Consider the following 23,858-nt stretch of genomic DNA (forward strand, 5'->3'; position numbering starts at 1 on the left):
ATGGCTTTGCCCGCTGAGCTGGGATGTGGTTCTGCGCCTCGGCGTCACAGGGTGAGCTCACACTGCCCACTGGGCATGGATCCCCAGATCAGTCTGGACGACGCACCCTGGGCCACGCAGGGTGAGCGAGCTGTCTTCGACGTCGCAGCTTCCCCTCGCCACAGTGTGGGCTGGATCGTCAACCAGACCCGCGACCGTGACAGGAGCATCGCTTCGATTCGCCACGACGATGACACCGGGACGCCTCATGACGACGGCATCGGGGGAGATCACGGTCATCGTCGTGGCCGTCAGGCTATGAGCGACGTGGGGTGGAAGTGATGCGCGGATCCCTAGCAGAGTGCGGTACCAGTCGAGCATCCGTGCGTGTTCTGGGTCGTGACGCTCATCCCACTTCAGTCGCGCTGACCGGAAGGTCATCATGGCTTGAGGGTCTGGGATGGCCCCGTGCCACGCCATCTTCTGGAATTCTTGACGGCGTCCAGCAGTGATCAAGGGGCCAAGATCAGGGCCCAGGTCGCTGAAGAATGGGAATGGGGTTGAGGCCGCCCATTCCTCGCCCATGAAGATCATGGGAGTGAAAGGCCCCAGTAGGTACAGTGCGGCGGCTGCCGCTTGAAGATTCGGGTCGGCTCCGTTGTGGCCCAGACGGTCTCCGACGGCGCGATTGCCGATCTGATCGTGATCCTGGATGAAGCTCACGAAAGACGTAGCGTCGTAGGAAGCACTGCTGACGTCAACCGGGGCTCCCCAGTTCTGCTCCCGGAACGACGACCAGCCGCCGTCGTGGACGAAGACGCTGGCCAAGGCCTTGGCCAGCGTCTCGGCGCTCCCGAAGTCGGAGTAATAGCCGTCAGTCTCCCCAGTGAAGAAGGCATGCAGACTGTGGTGGATGTCGTCGTCCCACTGCATCGTCATGCCGCGAGCCGCCTCGGTGACACCGACGGGAGTGACCATGTCGGCCTGGTTGAGGTCAGACTCGGCGATGAGGGTCAGCGGACGGCCGATCTGCGTGGACCACTCGGCGACTTTTGTGGACAACTCGGCGAGGATATGGGTCTCGGAGTCATCGACGAGGGCATGGACGGCATCCAGACGGAGCCCATCGACCCCGTACTCCACCAGCCACTGGTGAGCGTTGTCGATGACGAATTGGCGGACTGGCAGGTTGTCGTTCCCGTCGAAATTCACTGCGTCGCCCCACGGGGTCGGGTGATGGTGATTGAAGTAGGGGCCGAACTCGGCCAGGTAGTTCCCCTCCGGTCCGAGGTGGTTGTAGACGACGTCGAGGATGACCCCGAGTCCCTTGGCATGGGCAGCGTCGATGAACTGCTGGAAGCTGGCCGGGCCGCCGTAGGTGTTCTGGGTGGCGTACAGATCCACCCCGTCGTATCCCCAGCCGCGAGTGCCGGGAATCTGGGCGACTGGCATGACCTCGACGGCCTCCACCCCGAGTTCGACGAGGTCGTCGAGGCGATCGATGGCGGCGGTGAAGGTGCCCTGCTCGGTGAAGGTGCCGATGTGCATCTCATAGAGCACTCGTCCCTTGAGATCCATGCCCTCCCAGGGGGCCGGCTTGCTCGGGATGTACACCTGCGACGGTCCGTCGACCCCCTCGGGCTGGTACCGGCTGCGTGGATCGGGCAGCGGGTCCCCGCCGTCCAGGACGAACTGGTAGCGCTGACCGGCCTTCACTGGTCGGGGGAGTGTCCACCAGCCCCCGGCTCGGGTCATGTTCAGGAGGTCTCCATCGAGAAGGGTCTGAACCTTCGTGACAGCGGGGGCCCAGACCGTCAACTGATTCGTCATCACCTCTCCTCCTCGACCAGCAGCGCAACTGGCATCTCGTCCAGCAGATCGGCGAGCTTCACCATGCCTCCCTCAATCGTCTTCCCGGTGATGACATCAGTGAACGTCCCCTCGGGCAGCACGACCTGGTGGCCGGCCCAGCCGCCACGCCCCTCCAGAGCTCCAGCCAGGCGGGTGGCGACGGTGATGACCGTCGGGGGCTCATCGTCAATTCCGCGGGCGAAAGCGACCGCGTGACCGGTGGTCGTCGCGACCGGGCGGTAGCTCGCAGGCTCACCACGGAAGGCGTTGGCACGGCGACGGCGAACGTCCAGGGCTCGATGGACCACCAGCAACTTCTCGGCATCCAGACGATCCTCGTCAGCCACAGCGTCAAGGCCATTGGACGCCACCACCTTGAGCAGCCGAGCTGACCGGTCATGATCGACCGGGCGACGGTTGTCCGGGTCCACCAAGGACAGATCGACGACCTCACAGCCCTGGTAGGTGTCGGGCACCCCAGGCATCGTCAACTGCACCAGAACGCGTCCAAGGATCGCCGCACGGACCGCCGTCTGAGTCGTCTCGGTGAATTCGTCGAGCGCCTCAGCCACCGACTCGTCACTCAGACAGAACTTCGCCAGATCCGTCAGCGCCGACTCGTAGTCCTCGTCGGGATGGGTCCAGGTGGTGTGGGACTTGGCCTCGCGTACCGCCTTCGTCAGGTAGGAGACCAGCCTGTCCGCACTGATCGGCTCGGAGCCAGCGGCGGTCCCGGGAAGCCGCCACGTCCCCGCCAGGGTCTGCCACAGCAAGTTGATCGTCGCCCCGTCGAGCAACTCCGAACGCTGGTCAGCGGTGACGCTCTCCAGGGCCGCAACCGTCTGCTCCCACTCGCGCGGGAACTCCGTCAGGCTGGCCAGGCGGGCGCGGACGTCGGTCGACCGCTTGGTGTCGTGGGTTGACAGGGTTGTCATCGTCGTCGGGAATTTCTCGCCCAGATTGGTCGCGAAGTCGTGGAAGTCATCGACCGAGATCCCGGCCAGTTCTGGGTCACAGCCCACCTCGTTGACCGCGGTGAAGCGGGTGTAGCGGTAGAAGGCGGTGTCCTCCTTGGCCTTGGCCATCACTGGCCCGCAGGTCTGGGCGAAACGGACCATGAACTCATCCCGGCTGGCTTGTGCCACCGGGTCACTCGAGGGCCCAAGGCGTCCGCACACCATGTCGACGATCAGTTCGAGGGTGTCGTGCTCCTCTTCGGACAACTCCAGACGAGCCAAATCAGCCGCCGTTTCGACGACCTTGATCTCGCAGGGCCCAGGAACTCGGCCCGGTTCCAGGTAAGCGCGGTACCGGTCCATGGCCACCAACAGTTCGGTGATTGCCCGAGTGAGCTGACGGCGGGTGTGGTCACGCAGCATGATGTCGGAGGCGCAAATGTCCATGGCAACATTGGCCAGCCGGTTGAGTTCGGTGACGAGCATGTCGTCAAGGATTTCCCGTTTGGCCTTGTTCAGCTCGGCGGGGAAGGATGCCCTCGAATCGTCGTCAGCGCAGATACGGTCGTAGAGCGTGCTCAGGGGTACCAGTCCGGCCGGGTCGATGAACAGCCCGTCAACGCGCAGCAAGGAGTCATAACCCGTTGTTCCTGCGCACGGAAGTTCGGCGGAGAGGGTCTCGGAGGGTTCCAGGATTTTCTCGACGACAACCCATGCGCCATCGGTGGCTCGTTGCAGATCCGCCAGGTATGTGCGTGGGTTGGCCAGACCGTCCGGGTGATCGATGCGGAACCCGTCGATGAGCCCGTCACGGTAGAGCTGCAGCAGTTTGGCATGGGAGGTGGCAAAAACGTCGTCATCCTCGACGCGGATAGCTGCCAGAGTGTCGACATTGAAGAAGCGGCGGTAGTTGAGCTCCTCGGTGGCGACCTTCCAGCTCGCCAGCCGGTACCACTGCTGGTCGAGCAGTTCGGCCAGCGGCATGGACTCGGTGCCGGGACGTACCGGGAAGACATGGTCGTGATAGACGACGACGTCCTCGGGATGGGTGGTGCCGTCCTGGTCCGGGATGTCCCGGGTCTCGACGTGGACGGTGCCGGCTGTCAGTTCCGTGCCGATGCGATCACCGAGGATGGCCATGAGGATCGACAGGGACTTCGAGACGTCGACGTCGAACCAGGTTGCGTACGGGGAGGAAGGGCCGTTGCGCAGCACACTCCACAGCGCCGAGTTGTGCCACAGCGGGGTCGGTACCGCCATGTGGTTCGGGACGACGTCGACGACGATGCCCAGTCCAGCCTGATGGGCCGTCTCGCAGAGTCGACGGAAGTCGTCCTCGCCACCGCATTCATGGGAGATGCGGGTGTGGTCCACGACGTCGTAGCCATGGGTGGAACCAGGTGCGGCCTGCAAAATGGGGGAGCAGAACAGATGGCTGACGCCCAGGGCGGCCAGGTGGTCGATCTGGCCGAGGGCGTCAGCGAAGGTGAAGTCCCTGTTGAATTGCAGACGGTACGTTGAGGCGGGTGCGGCGGACGGGGGAGTGGAAGTCGTCACATCCCCACCTTAAAGGGGCTCTCCGACAGATCGGAGCCCTTCCGTGTTCTGAACTGAGGGGTTGTTCGGCGATCACGCGAGATGTTCGGAGGCCCACAACCAGGCGCGCAGCCTGCTCGCCCGCTCGCGCTGGAATTCGCGAAGTTGCGGCATTCCAGCGGGGTCAGGCTTGCGGCATTCGCGCTCTGAGATCCCTAAGACGGCGACGAGAAGGTCGACGATGGGTTCGACGGCTGGTTCGCCATGAGTGGACGGGGAGAACTCGGCTGCGACGTGTTTGACGAGGGCGTCGGCGCGATTCCACCGCGGGGCGTCAATGGGATCAGTGTGAATGATGTCGACGATGAGCCCAGCGGCATCGACCCACGCAGGGCCGATCAGAGCGTGGGACCAATCGACGAGGACTGCTCCGTCAGTGCGTAGCAGCACGTTGTCGGATCGGACGGCACCGTGGATGACGGTGTCGCCGTTGGCGTGACGGGTGAGTCGCTCGACCCGCCCGGCGAGGTCGGGCAGGCGCTCAATGAGCCAAGGGTCGAGGTCAGCTGGAGCGTCGGTCATGAATTCTTCCCACACAGATGGTGTGTTGTGCAGGCGTGCCGAGAACGACTCCCACGGCTGGAAGAAACCAGCCGTCACCTCGGCCAAGCGGGACAGGCTCGCCAAGGCGGTGTCGATGTCCTCGTCGGACCAGGGAAGCTGGGGGTGGGGGCCCTCGATGTCTGAGGTGACCAGGCCTACCCAGCCGTCAACGTCGATGCGGCCGAGTAGGCGCGGGGATGGTGCAGTGTCGGGGAGCAGGGACAGCAGGGTGGCCTCGCGACGGTTGAGGCCGGGAATGTCCTCATTGATGGCGCAGTGACCAACCTTGACGAACGCGTGGGAACCGTCAGCGGTGACGACGCGCGATGCCACCCCAGGGGTGGTGCCGTGGGTTTGGAGGGTATCGACGGAAACTGGGGACCCGAGGATTTCAGCGACTCTGTGGTGAACTGAGCCGGGTAATTGATCCCAGCGGACTCGTGACGGTTTCATGGACGCCTCCTCATGACCCTGCCCCTTACGGTAGTTCACGGCGCGGTCGTTGTGGAGGTGACGGTACAGCTGCGTCGAGCGGTGGCAGCCAGCCGACAAAACGACGACTGAGAAGGCACGGACATCAACCGAGGCCAGCGCGCGAGACGAATGAATCGCCACTGCGGCCCCGGTTGCCTCAGCTCAGTATGCCCAGCCTTGCGCCGGTGGTCGGACGAGGGTGTTGAGCTGGGCCAAGGCGTCAGGGTGCGTGGCGTAGTAGCTGGTGTGGTTGTCGTAGATGGCGGTCGCGAAGATGTTGCGCCAGTGTTGGGCCCAGGTGGGCCAATCGGGATGGTCGGGGGAGCCTTCGGGAAGGTCGATGGGTCGGGTGTGGAGAGTGACCAGAAGGTGGAGGACTGCCCGGTCGACGTCGTGAGCTCGATGGTTCACACGCACCCGGTGCCCCGACTCGTCGGTGATGACGTAGCAGTTGGGTGTGATGGCCAGCTTCGTGATGCGATGGGCGTCGACTTTGCGACGGAAGATGCCGATGTGAACGGCGATGGTGTCGTCATCGATGTGGGTCCGATACAGCAGGCGGTAGAAGATCATGATGTAGCCGGGAAGCGTGACGGCTAACTGACAGCAGGTTGTGAGAATGGGGTGACTGATGGGTTTGGCAATGACGCGCCACATGAAGGGCGTGGTGATGACGGCGATGATGAGTCCCCACTTCAGCCATTTTCGTGGGGGACGCAGGTGCTGGGGGCTGGCCGGATCCTGGGCCGACGTGTCATCAGGCATGGAAGTGTCAGGCTGGCCCCAGGGCTGCGAGGCCCATGGTTGGGAGAATGTGAGGGGTTCGGCGGTCATGGTCATCCTTTTGTACGAGGCAAGGCGCCTCCTGCGTGACAGATCTGTTAGTCGTCGTAGTGGTCGGGTGGGCCGATGAGGGTGTTGAGTTGTGCGAGGTGTTGGGGGTGGGTGTCGTAGAAGTCGCGGTGGTCGAGCCATGCGTCGGCGGCGAGGACGTTGCGCCAGGTTTGGGCGTGGTTTTCCCAGTTGGGGTCGGTGATGTCGGCGTCGGGGAGTCGGAGTTTGCGGTGGTGGAGTTCTTCGAGGAGGCGTATGTGGAATAGGGCGTAGTCGAATCGGTCGTATCCGATGTTAATTTTGGTTTTTCCGGCCCAGACTTTGTAGTGTTCTACGCCGATGTCGAGTCGGGTGATGTCGGTGAATCGGATTTCGCGGTGGAAGGGTCCGAATCGGGTCCAGACTTTGTCGTGGTCGACTCCGGGGTGGAGCCAGAGTCCTTGGGATATGGGTATGTATGCTGCGGTGAGGGCTCCGATTGCGACGGCCCATCCGGAGAAGCTGTCTCGGATGCCGTCGCTGTTGTCGATCAGCATCGAAATGAAACCCCATGTGAGGCCGGCTGTCAGGGGTAGGAATACGGGGAGCATGAGGTAGGCGAGGGAGAAGACTCGGGGGTGGTGTGGGTTGTGGCTCATGCGGCGTTCCATGCGGGCGATGCCGTAGATGCCTTCTTCCTCGTATTGGAGGGGTGGGTTGTCCATGTCTGCTGCGAGGTAGCGGGGTTCAACGTTCATATTCATCGGCCTGTGTGGTGTAGGTGGGGGACGGTCCAGTTCTCGGCATGTGCACCGGAGAATCCGGCGTTGATGGACTCCCCAGTTGTTTCGGCGCCATTCTGAATAATGGTACTGGGGCTAATGTCTTCATGGTCCATCAGGCTTGACAGACAGTCTCTGGTGACGTTACCCGCTGCCGACCAGGCTGCCTCGCGGGGCGCCTCCCCCAAATGCCGGGCGAACCGGTGAAGCTGAGGATGGGCGGCGGTAGACACTGTGCTTCGCGTGGGAACACTGAGACGTACAGCCAGCCGTGTAGAACCCGGCAGAAGAGCCGAAAAAACGCTTGCTGTGTTAGCTGTCATGAGGCCGGTCATGGTGAACTTCTTGTGGTTGATGACAGAATCAGAAATATATTCTGCGCCAGATCCTAGTGGCTGTGCCACAAGATCTTCAATGAATTCATTGGAGATGTTTTCCGAGATGGCTTTACCGGCTCTTCAGGATCCAGGGTGTAGTCGGGGTCTGAATCCTCCGGTCTCCAGGAGGGATCTGGTGATGTAGTGGGTGAGGTTCCGGAAGCCCAGGGCGATGCCGCGGAGGTGTTCGAGTCTGCCGTTGATGGCCTCACTAGGGCCGTTCGAGGTCCCCGGGTGGTCGAAGTAGGTCAGGATGTCGGCGGCCCGTTTCTTCAAGGTGTGGCCCAGGGTGGCCACTTCGGGCAGTGCGGCGGGGACTTTGGTGGCGATCGCGTCGATCAGATGAGCCATGATCGCCCGACCCTCGGCACGGTTTTCGGCGCGGTAGGCGGCCACGACCTCCTGGTAGACGGCCCAGGTCACCTGGACCGGGGCGTGGGCGTCATCGGCGAGCACAGCGTCGAGGCGGGCGGCCTGCCGGTCGGTGAGCAGGTCCCGGCCCGTGTGCAGGGTCAGCCTGACCCCGAACAGGGGGTCGCCCCTGCGGCCCCGATGGCCCGTGGTGTCCTGCTGGACGCGTTGGCGGGTGACATCGAGCTGGTCGCCGGCGAGCTGGACGACGTGGAAGGGGTCCATCACCTCGACCGCGGCTGGCAGTTCCTCGGCGGCTGCGGTCTTGAAGCCGGTGAACCCGTCCATGGCCACCACCTCGATGCGGTCGCGCCAGGCCTGGTCGCGGCCGGCCAGCCAGGTTTTGAAGACCTTCTTGGAGCGGCCCGCCACCATGTCGAGCAGCCGGGAGGCCCCGGTGCCGTCGCGTAGCGGTGTCAGGTCGATGATCACGGTGACGTACTTGTCGCCGCCTCTGGTGTGGCGCCACACGTGCTCGTCGACCCCGATGACCTCCACGCCGTCGAAGCGGTGCGGGTCGTCGATGAGCCGACGGGTGCCCTCGGCCAGCACCGCATCATTGGCGGTGGTCCAGTCCACGCCCAGGGATGCGGCGATCCTCGAGACCGGCAGATGATCGAGTACCAGGCCCTCCAGTGCCCAGGCCAGCCCACCCCGCGACAGTTTCGCCCTCGCCTGGGCGGCAGCACTGGTGTCCTGGCGCCATACCCGCCCGCAGCCGGTGCACCGGTACCGGCGCACCCGCACAGCCAGGATCGTGGGCCGGTGCCCGAAAGGAGTATGGGCCAGGCGCCTGACCACCGTGTCACGAGGGATCCCCTGGCATCCGCACCGGTGGCACCACTCGTCGGTCTCGACGACCCGGCAGGCCAGGACCGCCTCCTCGGCACTGATCAGCTGACCGGTGACCTCCAGACCGAGTTCATCGAGACGGGCAAATGTGGTCAGGTCAGGAGCGCCGAAGGTAGCGTGGTTCATGGAGGACCTTGCGATTCACGAGGACAGATCTAGACACTCCGATCCTCGCGCAGGGTCCTCCCTCCACGCACCCCAGCCCCACAGGGCAACTACAGCAGACTCTCACACAGTCCAGCCACAACTACACCCTCAATCCTGAAGAGCCGCTTTACCCCAACCGTCTTCGACGGCCATTTTGAAAGCATGTTGAGCCTTCGATGCTCCGTTGAGTTGGGACCACAAACCGCTGCCTGCCTTTTGAATTTTTGCCTCGCTTGCAAAATTCGTCAAGGCTTTCTCGGTTGTCATGGAGAGTTTCAACATCTGGGAATTGACAAAATTTCCGGCACCAGCGGTCGCCGCACCAGCGATAGCTCCGATAGCGGCTTGTTTACGCACGTCGGCCCAGTTTACATCGCCGGTGGAATATTGTTCGATGGCCATGGTTGATCCTCCGCCGATCAAGGCGCCGCTGGATGCTGCTGCGAGGAGGGCGAATCCAGTACCAGCCCCGATGCCGGTGGCCGTCAACCCGATACCGAGGGCAATGGCAAGGACGCCTACGCCGAATCTCCAGGACAAGATGCGGTGTTTGTGGGTGGCCCACCAGTGCCTCACGGGGTGGGTGAGGCCTGCGAGTTGGTCATCTGTGACGGGGTGGGTGCCAAGAAGGTCGGTGAGGGTAAGAGGGTTGTTGTTGGCGTAGTCGTAGGGATTGTTGGCCCATAGCGCTCCGGCGGGCGGAGTTTCTGGGTCGGGGGTCAGGAAGGTGGTGGTGGCGGGGTCGTAGAGGCGTGCTCCCCACCAGGGATGGCCATCAACGACCAGAGTGTTCCCGGCGAGTCTGATGGTGTCGGGGACTCCCTCGATTGCGGCGCTGACCGGTTGGTATGGGTCTTGGGGCTTGACGGGTGTGGTGGCTCGCCAGTGGTCGACCTCATCGACGGGTGTGGTGCCGAGGGTGCGGCCTGCTGGCAGGGCCAAGACGGGGTGGCCATCAATGGAGGTGGGAGCTCCGGTGACGAGGTCCCAGTCAACATGCACGTGCTGGTCCTGGGTAGCGACCCGGCTGGGATGTCCGAGTGCGTCGACGTGGGTTGAGACGGTGGCGGTGTCGGTGGTGACACCGGACAGCCAGCCCCTCGTGTCCCAGGAATATCGTCGATCACCGCTATCGCCTGTGGCGCTGGTGCGTCGTCCTGCCGTGTCGTAGCCGTAGTGCGTGGTAGCGGTGTCGCCATGTGCACAGGTGCGGGTGTCGATGAGACGGCCGTGAGCGTCCCAGCGGAATACCGTTTCGCACCGGGCAGCGCCTTCAGAAGTGGTGTGGCTCATGAGCCGGCCGTAGACGTCATGGGCCCAGGCGTGATGGGTGCGAGGCCCGATTGCTGTCATCAGTGACCCCGCCTGGTTGTAGCTGTAGGACCACACGCCGTCGGGCGTATCCAGCCCGGTTACGCGTCCCTGGTCGTCGCGTGTGATGCGGGTCGTGCGCCCATCATGGGTGTATCTGCACAGCAGGCCGCTGTCGTGGTCCCAGTGGTCGTGGTGGCCGGGTGTGGTGATGTCGGTCAGGCGCCCTGCATCATCCCATGTCAACGTCGCGGTACCCAGTGTGGAATGAGTGATACGGGCTGGCAGTCCATCATCGTGGTAAGCATAGGAGACGCTGGTGTGGGTGTCGTCGGCCCGGACCAGACGACCTTCACGGTCCCAGTCCCAGTGGTGGTGGCTGATGACCTGGCCCTCGGCATCGGTGGTGGTGTGGTCGCAGATCAGCCCGCGTACATCGACGCCAATCAGGTGATGAAGCGGGGCTGCAGGGTCGGTGTGATCGGCAATGTGAAGTTGGCGGGCATCACAGTCTCACCACTTGCGAATGGAGACGCGCCCGTTGATCGTAACCGTTTCTGCCCCGTCGGTCATGGCATAGGTGGTGACGTTCTAGGGTTTGATCGGGAGACCATGGACGCGTCCACCATTGTCGAATCGTGGCAGCGATCTACCGGGCCGGATGTGCCACTCGGCGTATGTGACGATGGCACGTTTGTCTTCGATCTCGTTGCGGATGTCCCACACGGTCTGGTGGGCGGGACCACCGGTTCGGGCAAGTCTGAATTGCTGCGGTCATTGGTCGCGGGATTGGCAGCCCGAGTTGATCCCCAACATCTCACTTTCATCCTCATCGACTTCAAGGGCGGTGCCGCATTCGCGACTCTTGACCAACTGCCACATACGATCGGTACTTTGTCAAACCTTGAGCCTTCCCTCGCCTTTCGGGCATTGCAGGCTCTGAACGCTGAGCTCAAGCGTCGTCAGCAGTGTTTTGCCGACGCAGGAGAAGGCATCGACAATATCGATTCCTATCTGGCCACGAAACCGGCCGAGCCAATGCCACGTCTGCTTCTGGTTGTTGACGAGTTTGCCCGGTTGGCGAAGGAATACCCGGACGTGCTGTCCGGGCTAGTGTCGCTAGGGGCCGTCGGCCGTACTCTGGGTGTTCACATGATCTTGGCCACCCAGCGTCCTGATGGTGTTGTCAATGACGACATTCTCGCCAACACGAACATGCGTACGGCATTGCGCGTCCAGAGTCGGGAACAGTCATCCAACGTGATCGGAGTTCCCCTGGCAGCCAGTATCGGGCGAGACCAGAAGGGACGCGCCTACATCAAGCTGGGTGAAGAGGACATCACCCCAATCCAGACGGCCCTGGTAACTGGTGTGAGTGGGGCTAGTGGTTCTCAAGATCTCCATGTGGATCCAATGGTTTTGGGAGACACTCCTGAGGAGCACGCCATCCGGTCCAATAGCGGCGAGGCTAGTGACATGGATGTCCTCATCCGATGGATTGGCGAGGCCAATGACAAACTCGGATTCGGTTCGGCACGTAGGGTGTGGCCTGAGCCGCTTTCCGACCATGTCGAACTCGCCCTGGAACATTATCGTCCCGCGAGCCATCGGGGACAGCGAGTGGTCCCTGGTCCAGAGTCGACGGTCCTTGACGTTGCCCTATTTGATGACCCTGAACACCAGCGTCAGTACATCTCCGGGTGGAGGTTTGCCACCGAGAATCTTGTTCTAGCGGGTATGCCAGGGTCCGGCACGTCCAGTACGTTGACCTCATTGGCATTGAGGATTGCTGACACCTGTGCCCCCGGTGATGCCGACATCGTCATACTGGATGTCTTCACAGCATCGCTGGACAATTTGGAGAAGCTTGCCCACGTTCGTGGCTATGCCGGACCGGGCAGCACCAGTGAGAGCCGTCAGCTTCAGAAACGAGTGTTGCGCTACATCGCGACAGAATTGGAGCGGCGCAGTTCCCGTCCTCATGACACTTTCCCGCAACTATTCGTCCTCGTCGACGGATTTGCCACATTACGTGAAAGCTACAGCGATGTGGCCGACATGTCGTTACTTGAGAGTTTTTATCAGGTCTGGGCCAAAGGTCCGGCAGTGGGCATTCACTGCGTTGCGACGACGACGCGTCTTAAGGCGCTACCGCCAGCCATCAGTGACCTGACCGGCCAGAAATGGCTGTACCAACTAGCCGATAGTTCTGAGTATCACCCGACTGTGGACAAGGACAACCGTCCAGCCAACCTGCCTGGACGGTTCGTCTCGACAACCCGGGCGCATCACGGTCATGTCGGGCTTCCTGACGACATCGACGCTGTCATAGCGGCGATCAACGAGTTTTGGGGAGCCGACGGGCTACCTCCCTTGGTGCAGGAGTTCCCGAAGCGCGTGGAGCCCGAACAGGTGGTCAGCCACCTCGCCCTGGGTGACGAAAAATGGCAGATACCCGTCGGAATAAACGAGAGTGACCTCAATCCGTATGTTCTGGAAGCCTTCGCAGGAGAGCACGTGCTCATTAGCGGACCGGCTCGCAGCGGCAAGTCCACGATGCTTGCCGCAATCCACCAAATGTTGGCGAAGCAGTTCCCAGACACCAAAATTCTCGTAGGGGCCCCGCGTCGCTCGCCATTGCACCAGATGCTGCCTGGCGTCATGCTCCCCGAGCAACTCGTGGATCTGGTGGCAACACAGAGCGCTAAACCCGAGCCGTGCATCGTCATTGTCGATGATGCTCACCTGGTCGCTGACGAGAGCCAGACCTTGGCGCGAGTATTGGCCGTTCCAGACTCGTCTTTGCTGTTTATCGTGGCAGGTCGCAACAACGATCTGCGCACCCTGTACAGCCACTGGACCGGGCAGATTCGCAAGTCTCGGCTGGGAGTCCTCCTTGTGCCGGATCTTGATTATGACGGGGACCTGCTGGGTGTGCGCCTGCCGAGACATCCAGCAGCGACGATGAGTGAGGCACGTGGGTACGGATGCCAAAATGGTGCTGCCACTCTCATCCAGGGCGTCACGGTGAATACAGGGGGCCGCCGGTGAGAATTCTTCTACCCTTCGATTTCGGGTCACGATATCAGGCTATTCGCAAAATTGGCCAGGGTGCTTCTGGGTACGTATTTGAGGGAATCGATCGAGCCAAAGAGGACCGTGTTGCGATTAAGATTTTGCGTTCCGGCCTTGACGATGATGCGCAATTGGTCCAGCGGTTCGTCAACGAGTGTCATACCCTCACCGAACTCGAGCATCCGCGCATTGTTGCCGTGCGTGACCTCATCGTTGACCAGGGCATGCTCGGAATCGTCATGGAGCTGGCGAGCGGGCCCACTCTTGGTGAGCAGTTAGTGACGACCGGATCAATGGCACCCGGCGCTGCATTGGCGGTGACCCGTCAGGTGGTTGAGGCCTTGTCTTACGCCCATGGGCGTGGGGTCGTCCATCGTGACATCAAGCCGGACAACATCATTCTCACCAATCCCGACGGCATCCAGAACCCTGGGGTGAAGGTTGCAGATTTCGGAATCGCGAAGATCCTTAGCGAGTCATCGACGGCTACGCACCTGGTCGGAACAGCGCACTACCTGGCGCCTGAACTCATCAGTGACAATGTGGTGAGCCCGAGTGCCGATGTGTATGCCTTGGGCGTGACGCTTTACCAGATGGTGTCAGGTCAGTTGCCATTCGGCACGGGCGATGACAATCCGTGCTCCGTTGCTGAGCGCCATGTGCACTCCACCCCGGCGGTGATTCCGGGGCTAGACGGCCAGGTGTGGGGCCTTGTCAGAGGGATGCTCGCCAAGAATCCGGTCGATCGCCTGTTAGACAATGACGTCGTCAACCTGGTGGATGACATCATTGTCGACGTTGAGGGGCAGCCGCCGCTAGCTGTGCCCGAGGGGACATTGGCTCCCCATACCATGACCATGCTTCGGCAAGCGACGTCACTGACGACTCCAGGGAGTGACGAGAAGTCGCTCGCCAAGCTCGACGATGGACAAGCCCCCATCGATCTGGAGCATCTGCGCACCCTTGGTATTTCTGCCTCGGCCACTGTGCTCAAGGCCGGTCCGGGGATAGATGGGGAGACGCTTGATGACCTGCCGGTAGAAGAGGCGACCGAGAAGTCGTGGTGGTCGAGCCGCACACACCGAATCATCATCTATGCCGCAGTAATTCTCGTCATCGCGGCAGTGGTCATCGTATGGATGATGGCTGGCAGCGGCTCGGGAAACGCCGACAAGCAGGGGACGAAAGTGGTTGACGGACTGAGCGCCTCGTTGCCGATGCAAACGTACCCGTCTGGGCTGAATGTTTCGCGAGCAGCGACAGTCAGCAAGGGGACTGTGAAGTACACTCTCACCTATCGCACGATCAAGAAGCCCGTGAGGGGAGATGTGCTCGAGGTGGTCAGCTCAGCCCATTCATGCCCCGATGCAACATGGGACGACACTGTCAAGGTTGCGTCACACAGCCCGGCCCTGACTTCCATCGACGCCAAATGTGGGTGGACAATCACGCTGGAGGCTCTTTCACAGGAAGAGCCGGTGACGGTCACAGCGAAATTTTCGGCAAAGGAAGCCGCGATCAGTAATCAGGAAAACCTGCAGACGTGGCTCCAAGATCAGCAGCAAGCTACCGACAAGGCGTTAAATGATGACGCTGACACCTCGACCTCGTACTCTTTGCAACGGCTGCAGACCATGAGGATCAAAATACCTTCGCGAGTCAAAGAAGGATCGGCGATACCAGTGACGATTCTAGGAACGTGGCCGGCGGGTGAAAATAAGATGACGCCGATCTACACGACGCCTTTCAACTCAAATCCGACGAGCATCCTCACCGACATCACAGGAGGCAAGTTGGAGAACGTTCGGCTCACGGATCGTTGTTCGGGCGCAGTGTCCATCACTCCGGACGGCCACGACGTGAGTGCTCTGCATCCGGCTTCGTGCAGCATCGGTGCAGAGATCGGGAATTATCAGGTGCAGGAGAGCCCGATCACCATTGTTGCTGGTGGATCGTAACGAGGCCGGCCGAAACATGAAGTTTGTGGTTTTTGGGAAGGGTTCCTACGGGCATCGTTGTTGGTATTGATCTGAGAAGCCGTGGCGATTGTGGGAAGCTGGCCGAACCTGATTCCGTAGCGGCTGGGGGGATTGCGGGCTCATCCCAGTGAACGGTGGGTGGTGAGGTTGTAGGCAGGGGTCGAGGCCCTCGATGATGGAGGTTCCTACCCCGTCCATACCGAGAGCCTCGATGTGTTCAACGCTACCTTCTGTCGTCCGGATCTGACTACCTTCCTCGGCTTGGCCGACCTCGGCTTGGAGGCGATCGGGCTCCGTCTCGAGGCTGGTCGTGCTGTGATTGAGTGTGTCCCGATTAGCGACGACAGTTGGTGCCATCGCTGCGGATGTCGGGGTGTTCGGCATGGGGTCGTGGACCGTTGGTTGGCGCATATTCCGTTGGGTTGGCGCCCCACGATGCTGCTGGTTCGCCTGCCCAGGTATCGCTGTCGCGGGTGTGGTTGCTGTTGGCGTCACGACCTGGAGTTGGCTGCTGGGCCGCGAGCCAAGATGACTCGTGCCGCGGTCTGCTGGGGGCTGGAAGCACTGGTGGTGGATCGGCTCTCTATCTCGCGGATAGCGGCGGCGCTCGGGGTCGCTTGGGACACCGCGAACACCGCGATCCTCGACGCCGGGCAGCAGTTGCTCATTGAGCATCCTGGCCGTCTGAACGGGATCGAAGTCCTGGGTGTTGATGAGCATGTCTGGCGCCACACTCGGCTGGGCGACAAGTACGTCACGGTCATCATCGACCTCACACCGGTCCGCGATGGCAGCGGTTCGTCCCGGCTGCTCGCGATGATTCCCGGGCGCTCCAAGGCAGTGTTCAGGACTTGGCTCGATCAGCAGTCCCAAGACTTCCGTCAAGGAGTCGAGATCGTGGCGATGGACGGCTTTACTGGGTTCAAGACCGCGGCCGCTGAGGCGATCCCTGATGCGGTCACGGTCATGGACCCTTTCCATGTCGTCAAGCTCGCCGCAGACGCTTTGGACGCGACCCGACAGCGGGTCCAGCAGGAAGTCCATGGGCATCGCGGCCGCAACCATGATGCGCTCTATCAGGCCCGGCGGCTACTCCATACCGGCTTGGATCTGCTCCGACCACGACAGATCGAGCGACTCGAGGACCTGTTCGCCTGCGATGATCACGTCGGCGTCGAGGTGACATGGAGCGTCTATCAGCAGCTGGTCTCGGCTTACCGGAGCAAGGACGCCACAGCCGGGAAGGCCTCGCTCGCCCGCATCATCGAGTCGCTGGCCCACGGGGTCCCCAAGGCTCTGCCCGAGTTGGCAAGACTTGGCAGGACGCTCAACAAGCGCCGCAGCGACGTCCTGGCGTTCTTCGATCATCCCGGCACCAGCAACGGCCCTACCGAAGCGATCAACGGACGGCTCGAGCACCTCCGCGGGACCGCTCTCGGGTTCCGTAACCTGACCAACTACATCCGAAGGGCGATACTCGACACCGGCGGTTTCAGACCCGCCTTCCACCGATGATTGGGAAGAGCCGGATTGCGGCCAAAATGTGACGCAAGTCCGTGCGAGGCTCTGTGCGGTATCTTGAATTGTGCTATATCGAGGAATTCTCCTTGACTGCCGGTTGGTATATCCCCGTGCAGTCGAGGAACTGAGTCATCGCTACTTCGCACGTCATGAGACTGCCATCACTGATGCCCGCTGCTCGCCAGATTGAGCCGTGAGCGCCACGCTCAAACCTGAAGGCACAGGTCTCCCGTTCATGATATAATATGGGCTGTGTTCAATCTGCCGCGCCCGGTGAGGTGCTGTTTGGTGGTTCTGCTTGCTCCTGTCGTCATGGGTGCCGCGAAATTCAACTATGGCATGGAGATTGGAGACGAGGATCACGTCCGCTCCACGTTCGTCTACGGTATCTCTAGAGTAGACGTAGAGAAGGCAGGGAAGAAGCCCTCAGATTTCTCCGATTGCGACAAGATGCTCGATGTGTCTGCCTCAGACAAGCAACGCGGCGCAAAAATTGAGTTCGTCGAGGACGAGGAATACATTGGCTGCAAATACACGGTGACCACCACTGCAGATGACGCGCGGGGCGTTGGATTGGGATTGACTTTTGATGCGGACAAGGTGTCACTGTCCATTGGTAAGAAATTTTTCGACGGTGTTGAGCTTGATAAAAGCACGATAGGTGACTTTAAAGTCTCGGTAACGTTCCCTGGTAAGGTGATTAGCCACTCGGGTTCAAGCAGTGTTGACGGCAATACTGTCACGTGGACTGATTTCAAGGACTCTACATCGGGGTTGAAGGCAGTGAGCGAGCGACCTGCCGGTGCGGCGGCGGGTTCGTCTTTTTGGAGGGGCTACGGGAGACATGGCATCAGAGGGGGCCTCATTGGCCTCATCGTGGGTATTGCCTCCTACTTTGGTAACAAGAGACGTGCGAAGAGGATGCGAGCGAAGTCTGGCGGAGCTCCCGCGACCACTCAGTACCCGGGATATGGGCAACCGCAGCCCCAAGAATGGCAGACTCCGGGCCAGGACGGTCACCAGTATGGGGAATCGATGAGCTCCGGGGGTAACCAACCTTATATGCAGGATGGTCGTTACATCGGAGACCCGTGGAGTGCAAATTCGACGAACACTTCAGGGTTTAACGAGAAACCCAATCCAAGATAGATGCGCACCGGGGCGTTGCTCGCCCCAGCGTGGTCTGTGGTAATTCCCTGTGGTGAATCGTTGAGTCGTGTCAGCTTCTATGCCGCAGGTGAGTAGGGTTCGGGTTCGTCCACCAGTGATAGCGGATCTAGCAGGGTATTCTCTGCGTAGTTGACGTGCCCTGTTGCGATTTTTTGGTGGATCTTGCTTTTCTCTGGCTTGCGAAGTTTCCTTTCGCTGTTTGATGTTTGGCTTACTGTTAGCGTAGCCATGTTTTGGGGACGATGTGGTGCCACCACTTGGGTACGACGGGTTCGTGGCTGAAGGCCCACGACCAATCATTAAGGATAGTGCGATTCGTGCGGTCGAATATGTCAGCATAGTTTGATCCAGTTATCCTGCTTGTGTCATCCGTATCATTTATGCAGGTGTAGGATATGGTCTCAGTGCTGTAGATGCGCACAAACTTTACTGACTGTATTGCGTAAATCGGTTTTTGGATATTTAAGAGGAATGGCTCGACCATCTGAATTTTCAGGTGTGTATCCGGAACGTAGTCGTATTTGGATGGCTTAAATGACAGATCTCCTGGCTTGCCGATGCATTTAGAATCGACGTAAATTAGGGACCATTTGCCCATAACGAGCGGTCCGATTTCTGAAAGGCTAATGATTCTGTACGGTGCTTCTATTTCTTCGTTTCCCATTGATTTTTCACCTGTTCGTCGATGATGAGTATCTGATTTCCGCCTCCGGGTAATTGGCCTAAAGTGTCTGAGTCTTCGATGGCTTTGACGGGTTGCACTCCGGCTGCACCTTCGTAGAATGGCGCGAATTGTGGTATCTCGTATTCGGAGATGTGGTTAGCCTTGTTTCCCCATTGCGGGGCCAGTGCTAGGTCGAGTTGGGTTTGGAGGGGTCCCGCTGGTCGTGTCCGGGATACGTAGCCGCCGACCTCGTAGTTTGGATTACTCCAGCTACGGTAGGTTGTGATGGGTTTTATGGCGATCTTGCTTTTGAATGTGGCTCCACGGAATGATGTTGCCTCGTTCAGGTTTAACTGGCCATTTCTGTGGTATCGTGCGAGGAAGGTTGTTGGCTCTTTCCTAACTCCAAGGGTTGTGTTATGGGGTCCGAAGTGTCCGGTGGGTATTGAGTCTGGGAGTGTGTCGTATGTTTTTCCTCCTATCGTGGCGGTGATGCCTCCGAAGGCGGCGCCGCTGAGTGTTTCTCCGCCTACTTGCTCTAGGTAGGTTTCGGCGTTGTGGGGCCCGGGTGATGTTACCCAGTGGTAGTTGCCCATCACGTAGCCTTGGGTCGTGCCGGCTTCTATCCCGCGGGTGAGGAGAGTTCGAGTTCCGAGACCTGCGATTTCGCTGAGTCCCGAGCCTCCCGTAGGTGCCAACGCTCCGGACAAGGCAACCTCCCCATAGTCGACGTGGCCGCGTACGACTTGCTGGAAAACCATGTCGCCTCCGGCGCCGATCAGCATCGCCCCGGGCACCTCAGCCCCAAAACACATCAGGACTCCTCCGAGGGCAGCCAGACTAACACCCCCGAGAGTCTCCCACGAGAACACGTTGCGGATGTGGCGGTCCCACAGGTTTCGGGTGTCAATAGTGCCAGCGAATTGGCGCATCTGGGCATCAGTGACGGGTCTGAGGCCTAATGGATCGGCTAGCGCAAGGGGATTGGTGGCGGCGTAACCGTAGCTGGCGGCCTCCCACAAGGATCCTGGTGGCGCCGCAAGCGGGTCAATGGTCAGGAAACTCGCCGTGGTGGAGTCATAAACGCGCGCTCCCATCCATGCCAAACCAGCTACACCAAGATGACCTCCCGTCATACTGATGTCCGCCGTCAGGTGTTCTTGGATCAACGTATACGGGTCGAGGGGATCGGTGGCTGGGCGACGCCACGGCTCATCCTGATCGCTGTCTGCGCTCACTGGTGTCAGAACACTGCCGTCAGGAAGTGGCAGTGCTGGTATGCCGCCAACCTGGACTAGCTGAGGTTCACCGGTCGCAAGATCCCACGCAATCGGGGTTCGTCCGGCAGGACCGGACACGTCGGTCAGGCATCCGAAAGCGTCGACATGTGTGGCAAATTCCTGTGAGCGACCTGCTCGGAAAGTCATCACTCCCGCCAGCCAGCCCCGTGAATCCCACCTGAACTCCTCGCGCATCCCAGCCGAGGATGCAGCCTCGATTCGTCGGCCGCATGGGTCGTATCGGTAGTGCGTCTCTACTGTGCTGTCACCAGGCCCCAATTGCGTCACCGTGCTGACGAGTTCGCCGGCGAGGTCGTAGTTGTAGTGACAGGTTTGACTGGTGCCGGCGTCCTGACACGTCGTGGTGACGAGCCGTCCCGCCGTGTCATAAACCCATCGGCGGCTCGATCCATCAAGGCCGTCGGCGGACGTGAGCGAGCCGGAATCGTCATACCCGTACCGGAAATCCCCGTATGGTGCGCTCACCCGGAGTACTCGGCCCATCTCGTCGCGACTGATGGTCGTGGACCCGCGGGAGGAGGTGTGGCTAGTGACGAAACCACCAGTATACCCCCACTGCTGTTGATCCAGAGGAGTGCCTAGCTTCGCGAGACGACCGACCGCGTCCCATTCCAAGCTCACCTCACCCAATCGAGAGTGGCGAATCGACCCCAATACACCGGTGTTGGTGTATGCGTAATCGATAGAATCACCAGTCAACGTGAGATGACGTACCCGACGCCCCTCGGCGTCGTACCACCACTGTTCGGACGAGGTGAGTGGCCCCTCGTCCACAATCGATTCGTCTCCCGGCACGGGGACGACGCTGTGGGTCAACAGCAGCCCACGAGGGTCGTACCCCAACAGGTGGCGCGACGGGAAAGCAGGATCGGTGTAGTCATCAATAGTGACCGTGCGGGTGGTCGGCGTGATGAGGATACGACTGACCAGCTGGTCATCAATGTATTCCTCGACGCCCTTAGGGCCGAGACGACGGCTGACAACCGTGCCATCCGGGCGGGTGATGGCGGCCAGGGCTCCGGACTTGTCCCAGGTATATTCGGTAATTCGCCCCAGTGGGTCGGTGGCGGCGATTATCTGCCCACACTCGTCATACCGATACGTGGTGAGGCCACCACCCGGATCGGTGCGGGTGACGAGTCGGCCACACCGGTCGTAGCCGTACTGCGAGACGCCACCAGCCGAGTTAGTCGCTGCCACCAGTTGGCCAGCAAGGTCGTAACTGAAATGACGCTGTCCATACACTAGATCGCAACTGAACACGAGTCTGCCGCATGGGTCATATCGGTACTGGCTCACTCCAGCGCCAGGAACATGACTGAGCACAACACGTCCCATGGCGTCATACTCGTAGCGCGCGGTCTCGCCAGTTGGATCAGTTACTGTCGCCACCTGGAAATCTGAGGTGTAGGAATAGCGCGTCACGCGGCCTGCGGGATCGGTGACATCAACCATCCTCCCACACGCGTCATAGCTGTAACTCGTGCGCAGCCCGGTGGGGCTGACGAGGGCCACAATGCGGCCCGCTAGATCGCGCTCCACATGGGTCACCGCGCCAGACTCGTCCTGAAACTCAACCGGTCGGCCACACAAATCACGAGCGACGATCTGCTGGGCGCCAGTGACATCGGTGACGGCAGTAGTAAGACCGTAGGGATCGGCATCGACGCGGTGGAGTTGGTGCCCGTGACTATCCGAGGCGGTGCTGGCAGTGAGACCGTCAATAAAGACCCTGGCGAAACCGGCTGGATCAGTGACGCCGGAAAGATTGCCATCAACGTCATAGGCATACGTCCACCTGGCCTCGTCCGGTGCCACCACCTGCGTCAACCGCGATAGCGCGTCATGGATGAAGCTCCAAGCGCTGCCGTCGGGGAGCTGCATGCCCGCCAGGTTCCCCAAGTGGTCGTAGGAGTGTTCAATGACGCGCCCGAGAGGATCAATGACCCTGGAGATCTGACCGTCTGGGTGATACTCCCACTTTGTGACCCCACTATCGGGGGCAACCAACTCGATCAGATGACCGGCCACATCATAACGATGCTCCCATGTCGCGCCATCCGGTGTGACCACGGCAGCCAGGCGGCCAGCATCGTCGTAGCTGAACCGCGTCGTGGCACCACCCGGCGAGATCGTTTCGACGATACGTCCCGCGTCGTCGCGGATGAGATGACAAGCTTTCCCATCGGCATTCTCTAGAGACACTAGATCCCCATGATGGTCATAGGAAAACCTCAGGCTTACACCGACAGGATTCATGGCATGCAGGAGCAACCCGTTGTTCCACTCCAAGCAGGTGACGCCACCGCACGGATCCGTGACACGCACCGGATCACGGTCAGCAGCCTCGTAGTCGAGCGTAGTCCGGGCGCCATTTGCCAAGGTTGTGCTCACAAGCCGGTCCGCATCGTCCCAAGAACAGTCGACCGTGCCTCCAGTGGGAAGGTCCGTGTGCGTCAGTCTCCCTCGCTGGTCATAACGGTGTGAGGTAACGTTTCCAGCTCGATCGACGCAACGCACCATGTTGCCGAAAGAATCGTAGGCCATCGAAACGTGGCCACCATGGGCGTCGACCACACCCGTGGTGCGACCGTGAGCATCACATATCCAGGTATTGGCATTGGTGCCATCCGCATCGCTGGCGGCGGTGACGCCCCCAGGCAGATACCTGAAACGGATAGTACGACCGTTAGCGGCTTGTTGGGACGTGATCCGGCCCCGGTCGTCGTAGCTGTTGATGCACTCCGCGTTGCCACATGCATCCACCACGGTCGTGATGAGCGTGTCATCCCACTCGTAACGCCGTGAACCGTCGGGCCTGACCACCTGTACGAGTCGCTCTTGGTCGTCGTAGGAGTACCGGCAGCGACGGCCATCACTGGAAACAGCCGACATCACTTTGGTGCCGTCATACGACACCGAGATCCTGTAGCCCCACGACGTTTCCATCGCGGTCACGCGATCGCCTTCCCGCACGGTATGCACGACGTCTCTTTGCGAAGATCCGCTGCACACCCATGCGCCACCTTCAGTGAAAACCCATCGACCTCCCCGGTTGTCCGAGATCACCCACACCCATTGTGATGTGGCCGGATCGCGAAGGAACTCCGGAAGTTGGGAAGCAGAGACCCGACTGAGCCACAGATTCTCACCCTGAGCTCGCCACTGTTCGACAGGCTTTTCGTCTTCCTCTGCCGGATTGGGTAGCTGATTGGTCGTCGGTAGGACTGCTGTCGGTGCAGCCTCCACCGCGAAGACGATATGCCTGCCATCCTCACGCACCCACTCGACGCACCCCGGCTTGACGAGCAGGCACTGGTCAAGGATGCTGGCCCACCCCGGGCCGAAAACCCCACCCTGTCCCCGAACAGCCTGGATAGAGTTGTACATCCTGCTGAGGGCGAGGGGGGATGACGCTGCCGCGAAGGCCAGATCGGTCTCGGGCTCGATGAAATTCCCGGTTGCCGAGTTAATGGGATCCTCAAGGTACCCAGTGCGCGGATCAATACCCGACAGCCCCGGGGATGTGATGTCGAGATCGGTACGCCACAAAGGGGTTCCAGCAGCTCTCAAGGCGGCTCGCAGGGCAGAGTTAGGCAAAGTAATAACACCAGAGCCAGCAGCTTGAAACGCCTTGGCTACCGCGTGCAACCACTCGACGTCTCCGTCATTGAGGCCCCGCCACCGATCCAGCTGCACGAACAGATCCCCGACCTCCACGGTGCCGTACTTGCACTGGGAGGTGAAGTCGTCGAACCAGCCCGCCAGGACTGATCCTGCCGGTACCTGGGCTGCAGCCTCTCCCAACACCTGTGCGGCGCTGGTGAGATCTTTGGGGTCTGCTGAAGATACTCCACCCGATGAACCTCGCATTGACCGGTTCTGCTGACGATCTCCTGCCACGGGCGGTTGGAGTAACTGAGGTGACGGAGGTTCGGCAGGTGTGAGATCAGGCGGGACATCGACGCCTGTGAAGAAATCGCGCACGTGGTCGCCAAAATCGTCATGTTGCGAGGCGAAGTCACGAACTTGTTGGCGGCGCTTGTCCTCTAGTCG

General features: G+C 60.8%; 13 protein-coding genes and 2 pseudogenes. 5 read left to right on the forward strand and 10 right to left on the reverse strand.

What is annotated here, in order from left to right; translation table 11 throughout:
• Nucleotides 1–57: 57 nt before the first annotated feature.
• The 8 genes and pseudogenes from treZ to ACP8LP_RS01095 form a co-directional block, all read right to left on the reverse strand.
• Complete coding sequence (gene treZ / locus ACP8LP_RS01060) at nucleotides 58–1,809, reverse strand: malto-oligosyltrehalose trehalohydrolase (RefSeq protein WP_484483222.1); 1,752 nt, start codon at nucleotides 1,807–1,809, stop codon at nucleotides 58–60.
• Nucleotides 1,809–4,343 (reverse strand): malto-oligosyltrehalose synthase, encoded by a 2,535-nt coding sequence (treY, locus tag ACP8LP_RS01065; protein ID WP_484483223.1) that lies wholly within the window; start codon nucleotides 4,341–4,343, stop codon nucleotides 1,809–1,811. Before treY ends, treZ begins: the two co-directional genes overlap by 1 nt.
• Nucleotides 4,344–4,415: 72 nt before the next feature.
• Nucleotides 4,416–5,378: a phosphotransferase gene (locus tag ACP8LP_RS01070; RefSeq protein WP_016666816.1), complete on the reverse strand. Its 963-nt coding sequence runs from the start codon at nucleotides 5,376–5,378 to the stop codon at nucleotides 4,416–4,418.
• Between the two features lie 183 nt (nucleotides 5,379–5,561).
• Complete coding sequence (locus tag ACP8LP_RS01075; RefSeq protein ID WP_252906047.1) at nucleotides 5,562–6,164, reverse strand: hypothetical protein; 603 nt, start codon at nucleotides 6,162–6,164, stop codon at nucleotides 5,562–5,564.
• 116 nt (nucleotides 6,165–6,280) lie between these two features.
• Nucleotides 6,281–6,970 (reverse strand): hypothetical protein, encoded by a 690-nt coding sequence (locus tag ACP8LP_RS01080; protein WP_016666818.1) that lies wholly within the window; start codon nucleotides 6,968–6,970, stop codon nucleotides 6,281–6,283.
• A gap of 482 nt (nucleotides 6,971–7,452) precedes the next feature.
• Complete coding sequence (locus ACP8LP_RS01085) at nucleotides 7,453–8,760, reverse strand: ISL3 family transposase (RefSeq protein ID WP_015582132.1); 1,308 nt, start codon at nucleotides 8,758–8,760, stop codon at nucleotides 7,453–7,455.
• A gap of 129 nt (nucleotides 8,761–8,889) precedes the next feature.
• Entirely contained in the window at nucleotides 8,890–10,134 is a 1,245-nt protein-coding gene (locus tag ACP8LP_RS01090; RefSeq protein ID WP_484483224.1) for an RHS repeat-associated core domain-containing protein, read from the reverse strand.
• Between the two features lie 30 nt (nucleotides 10,135–10,164).
• A pseudogene (locus tag ACP8LP_RS01095) lies at nucleotides 10,165–10,476 on the reverse strand (RHS repeat protein); the annotation flags it as partial.
• Here ACP8LP_RS01095 and ACP8LP_RS01100 point away from each other — a divergent pair.
• From ACP8LP_RS01100 to ACP8LP_RS01120, 5 genes and pseudogenes are all read left to right on the forward strand, one after another.
• Nucleotides 10,360–13,143 (forward strand): FtsK/SpoIIIE domain-containing protein, encoded by a 2,784-nt coding sequence (locus tag ACP8LP_RS01100; RefSeq protein ID WP_252908311.1) that lies wholly within the window; start codon nucleotides 10,360–10,362, stop codon nucleotides 13,141–13,143. The pseudogene ACP8LP_RS01095 and the gene ACP8LP_RS01100 sit on opposite strands and share 117 nt — an antisense overlap.
• Nucleotides 13,080–13,907: pseudogene (locus tag ACP8LP_RS01105) on the forward strand (serine/threonine-protein kinase); the annotation flags it as partial. The gene ACP8LP_RS01100 and the pseudogene ACP8LP_RS01105, both read left to right, overlap by 64 nt.
• A 477-nt stretch (nucleotides 13,908–14,384) precedes the next feature.
• The gene (locus tag ACP8LP_RS01110) at nucleotides 14,385–15,125 is read left to right on the forward strand and encodes a hypothetical protein (RefSeq protein ID WP_260320468.1); all 741 of its coding nucleotides are present in this window, start codon (nucleotides 14,385–14,387) and stop codon (nucleotides 15,123–15,125) included.
• Between the two features lie 234 nt (nucleotides 15,126–15,359).
• Nucleotides 15,360–16,661, forward strand: a complete 1,302-nt coding sequence (locus tag ACP8LP_RS01115) for an ISL3 family transposase (RefSeq protein ID WP_221268287.1) — start codon at nucleotides 15,360–15,362, stop codon at nucleotides 16,659–16,661.
• A 294-nt stretch (nucleotides 16,662–16,955) separates the two neighbouring features.
• Nucleotides 16,956–17,816: an LppM family (lipo)protein gene (locus ACP8LP_RS01120; RefSeq protein WP_375792383.1), complete on the forward strand. Its 861-nt coding sequence runs from the start codon at nucleotides 16,956–16,958 to the stop codon at nucleotides 17,814–17,816.
• Nucleotides 17,817–18,054: 238 nt separating this feature from the next.
• Here the strand turns inward: ACP8LP_RS01120 and ACP8LP_RS01125 are convergent, their stop codons facing one another.
• Complete coding sequence (locus ACP8LP_RS01125) at nucleotides 18,055–18,501, reverse strand: hypothetical protein (RefSeq protein ID WP_221267695.1); 447 nt, start codon at nucleotides 18,499–18,501, stop codon at nucleotides 18,055–18,057.
• Complete coding sequence (locus ACP8LP_RS01130) at nucleotides 18,483–23,675, reverse strand: DUF6531 domain-containing protein (protein ID WP_484483347.1); 5,193 nt, start codon at nucleotides 23,673–23,675, stop codon at nucleotides 18,483–18,485. Before ACP8LP_RS01130 ends, ACP8LP_RS01125 begins: the two co-directional genes overlap by 19 nt.
• Nucleotides 23,676–23,858 lie beyond the last annotated feature (183 nt).

This window comes from Cutibacterium sp. LaCa_89 (assembly GCF_058177555.1).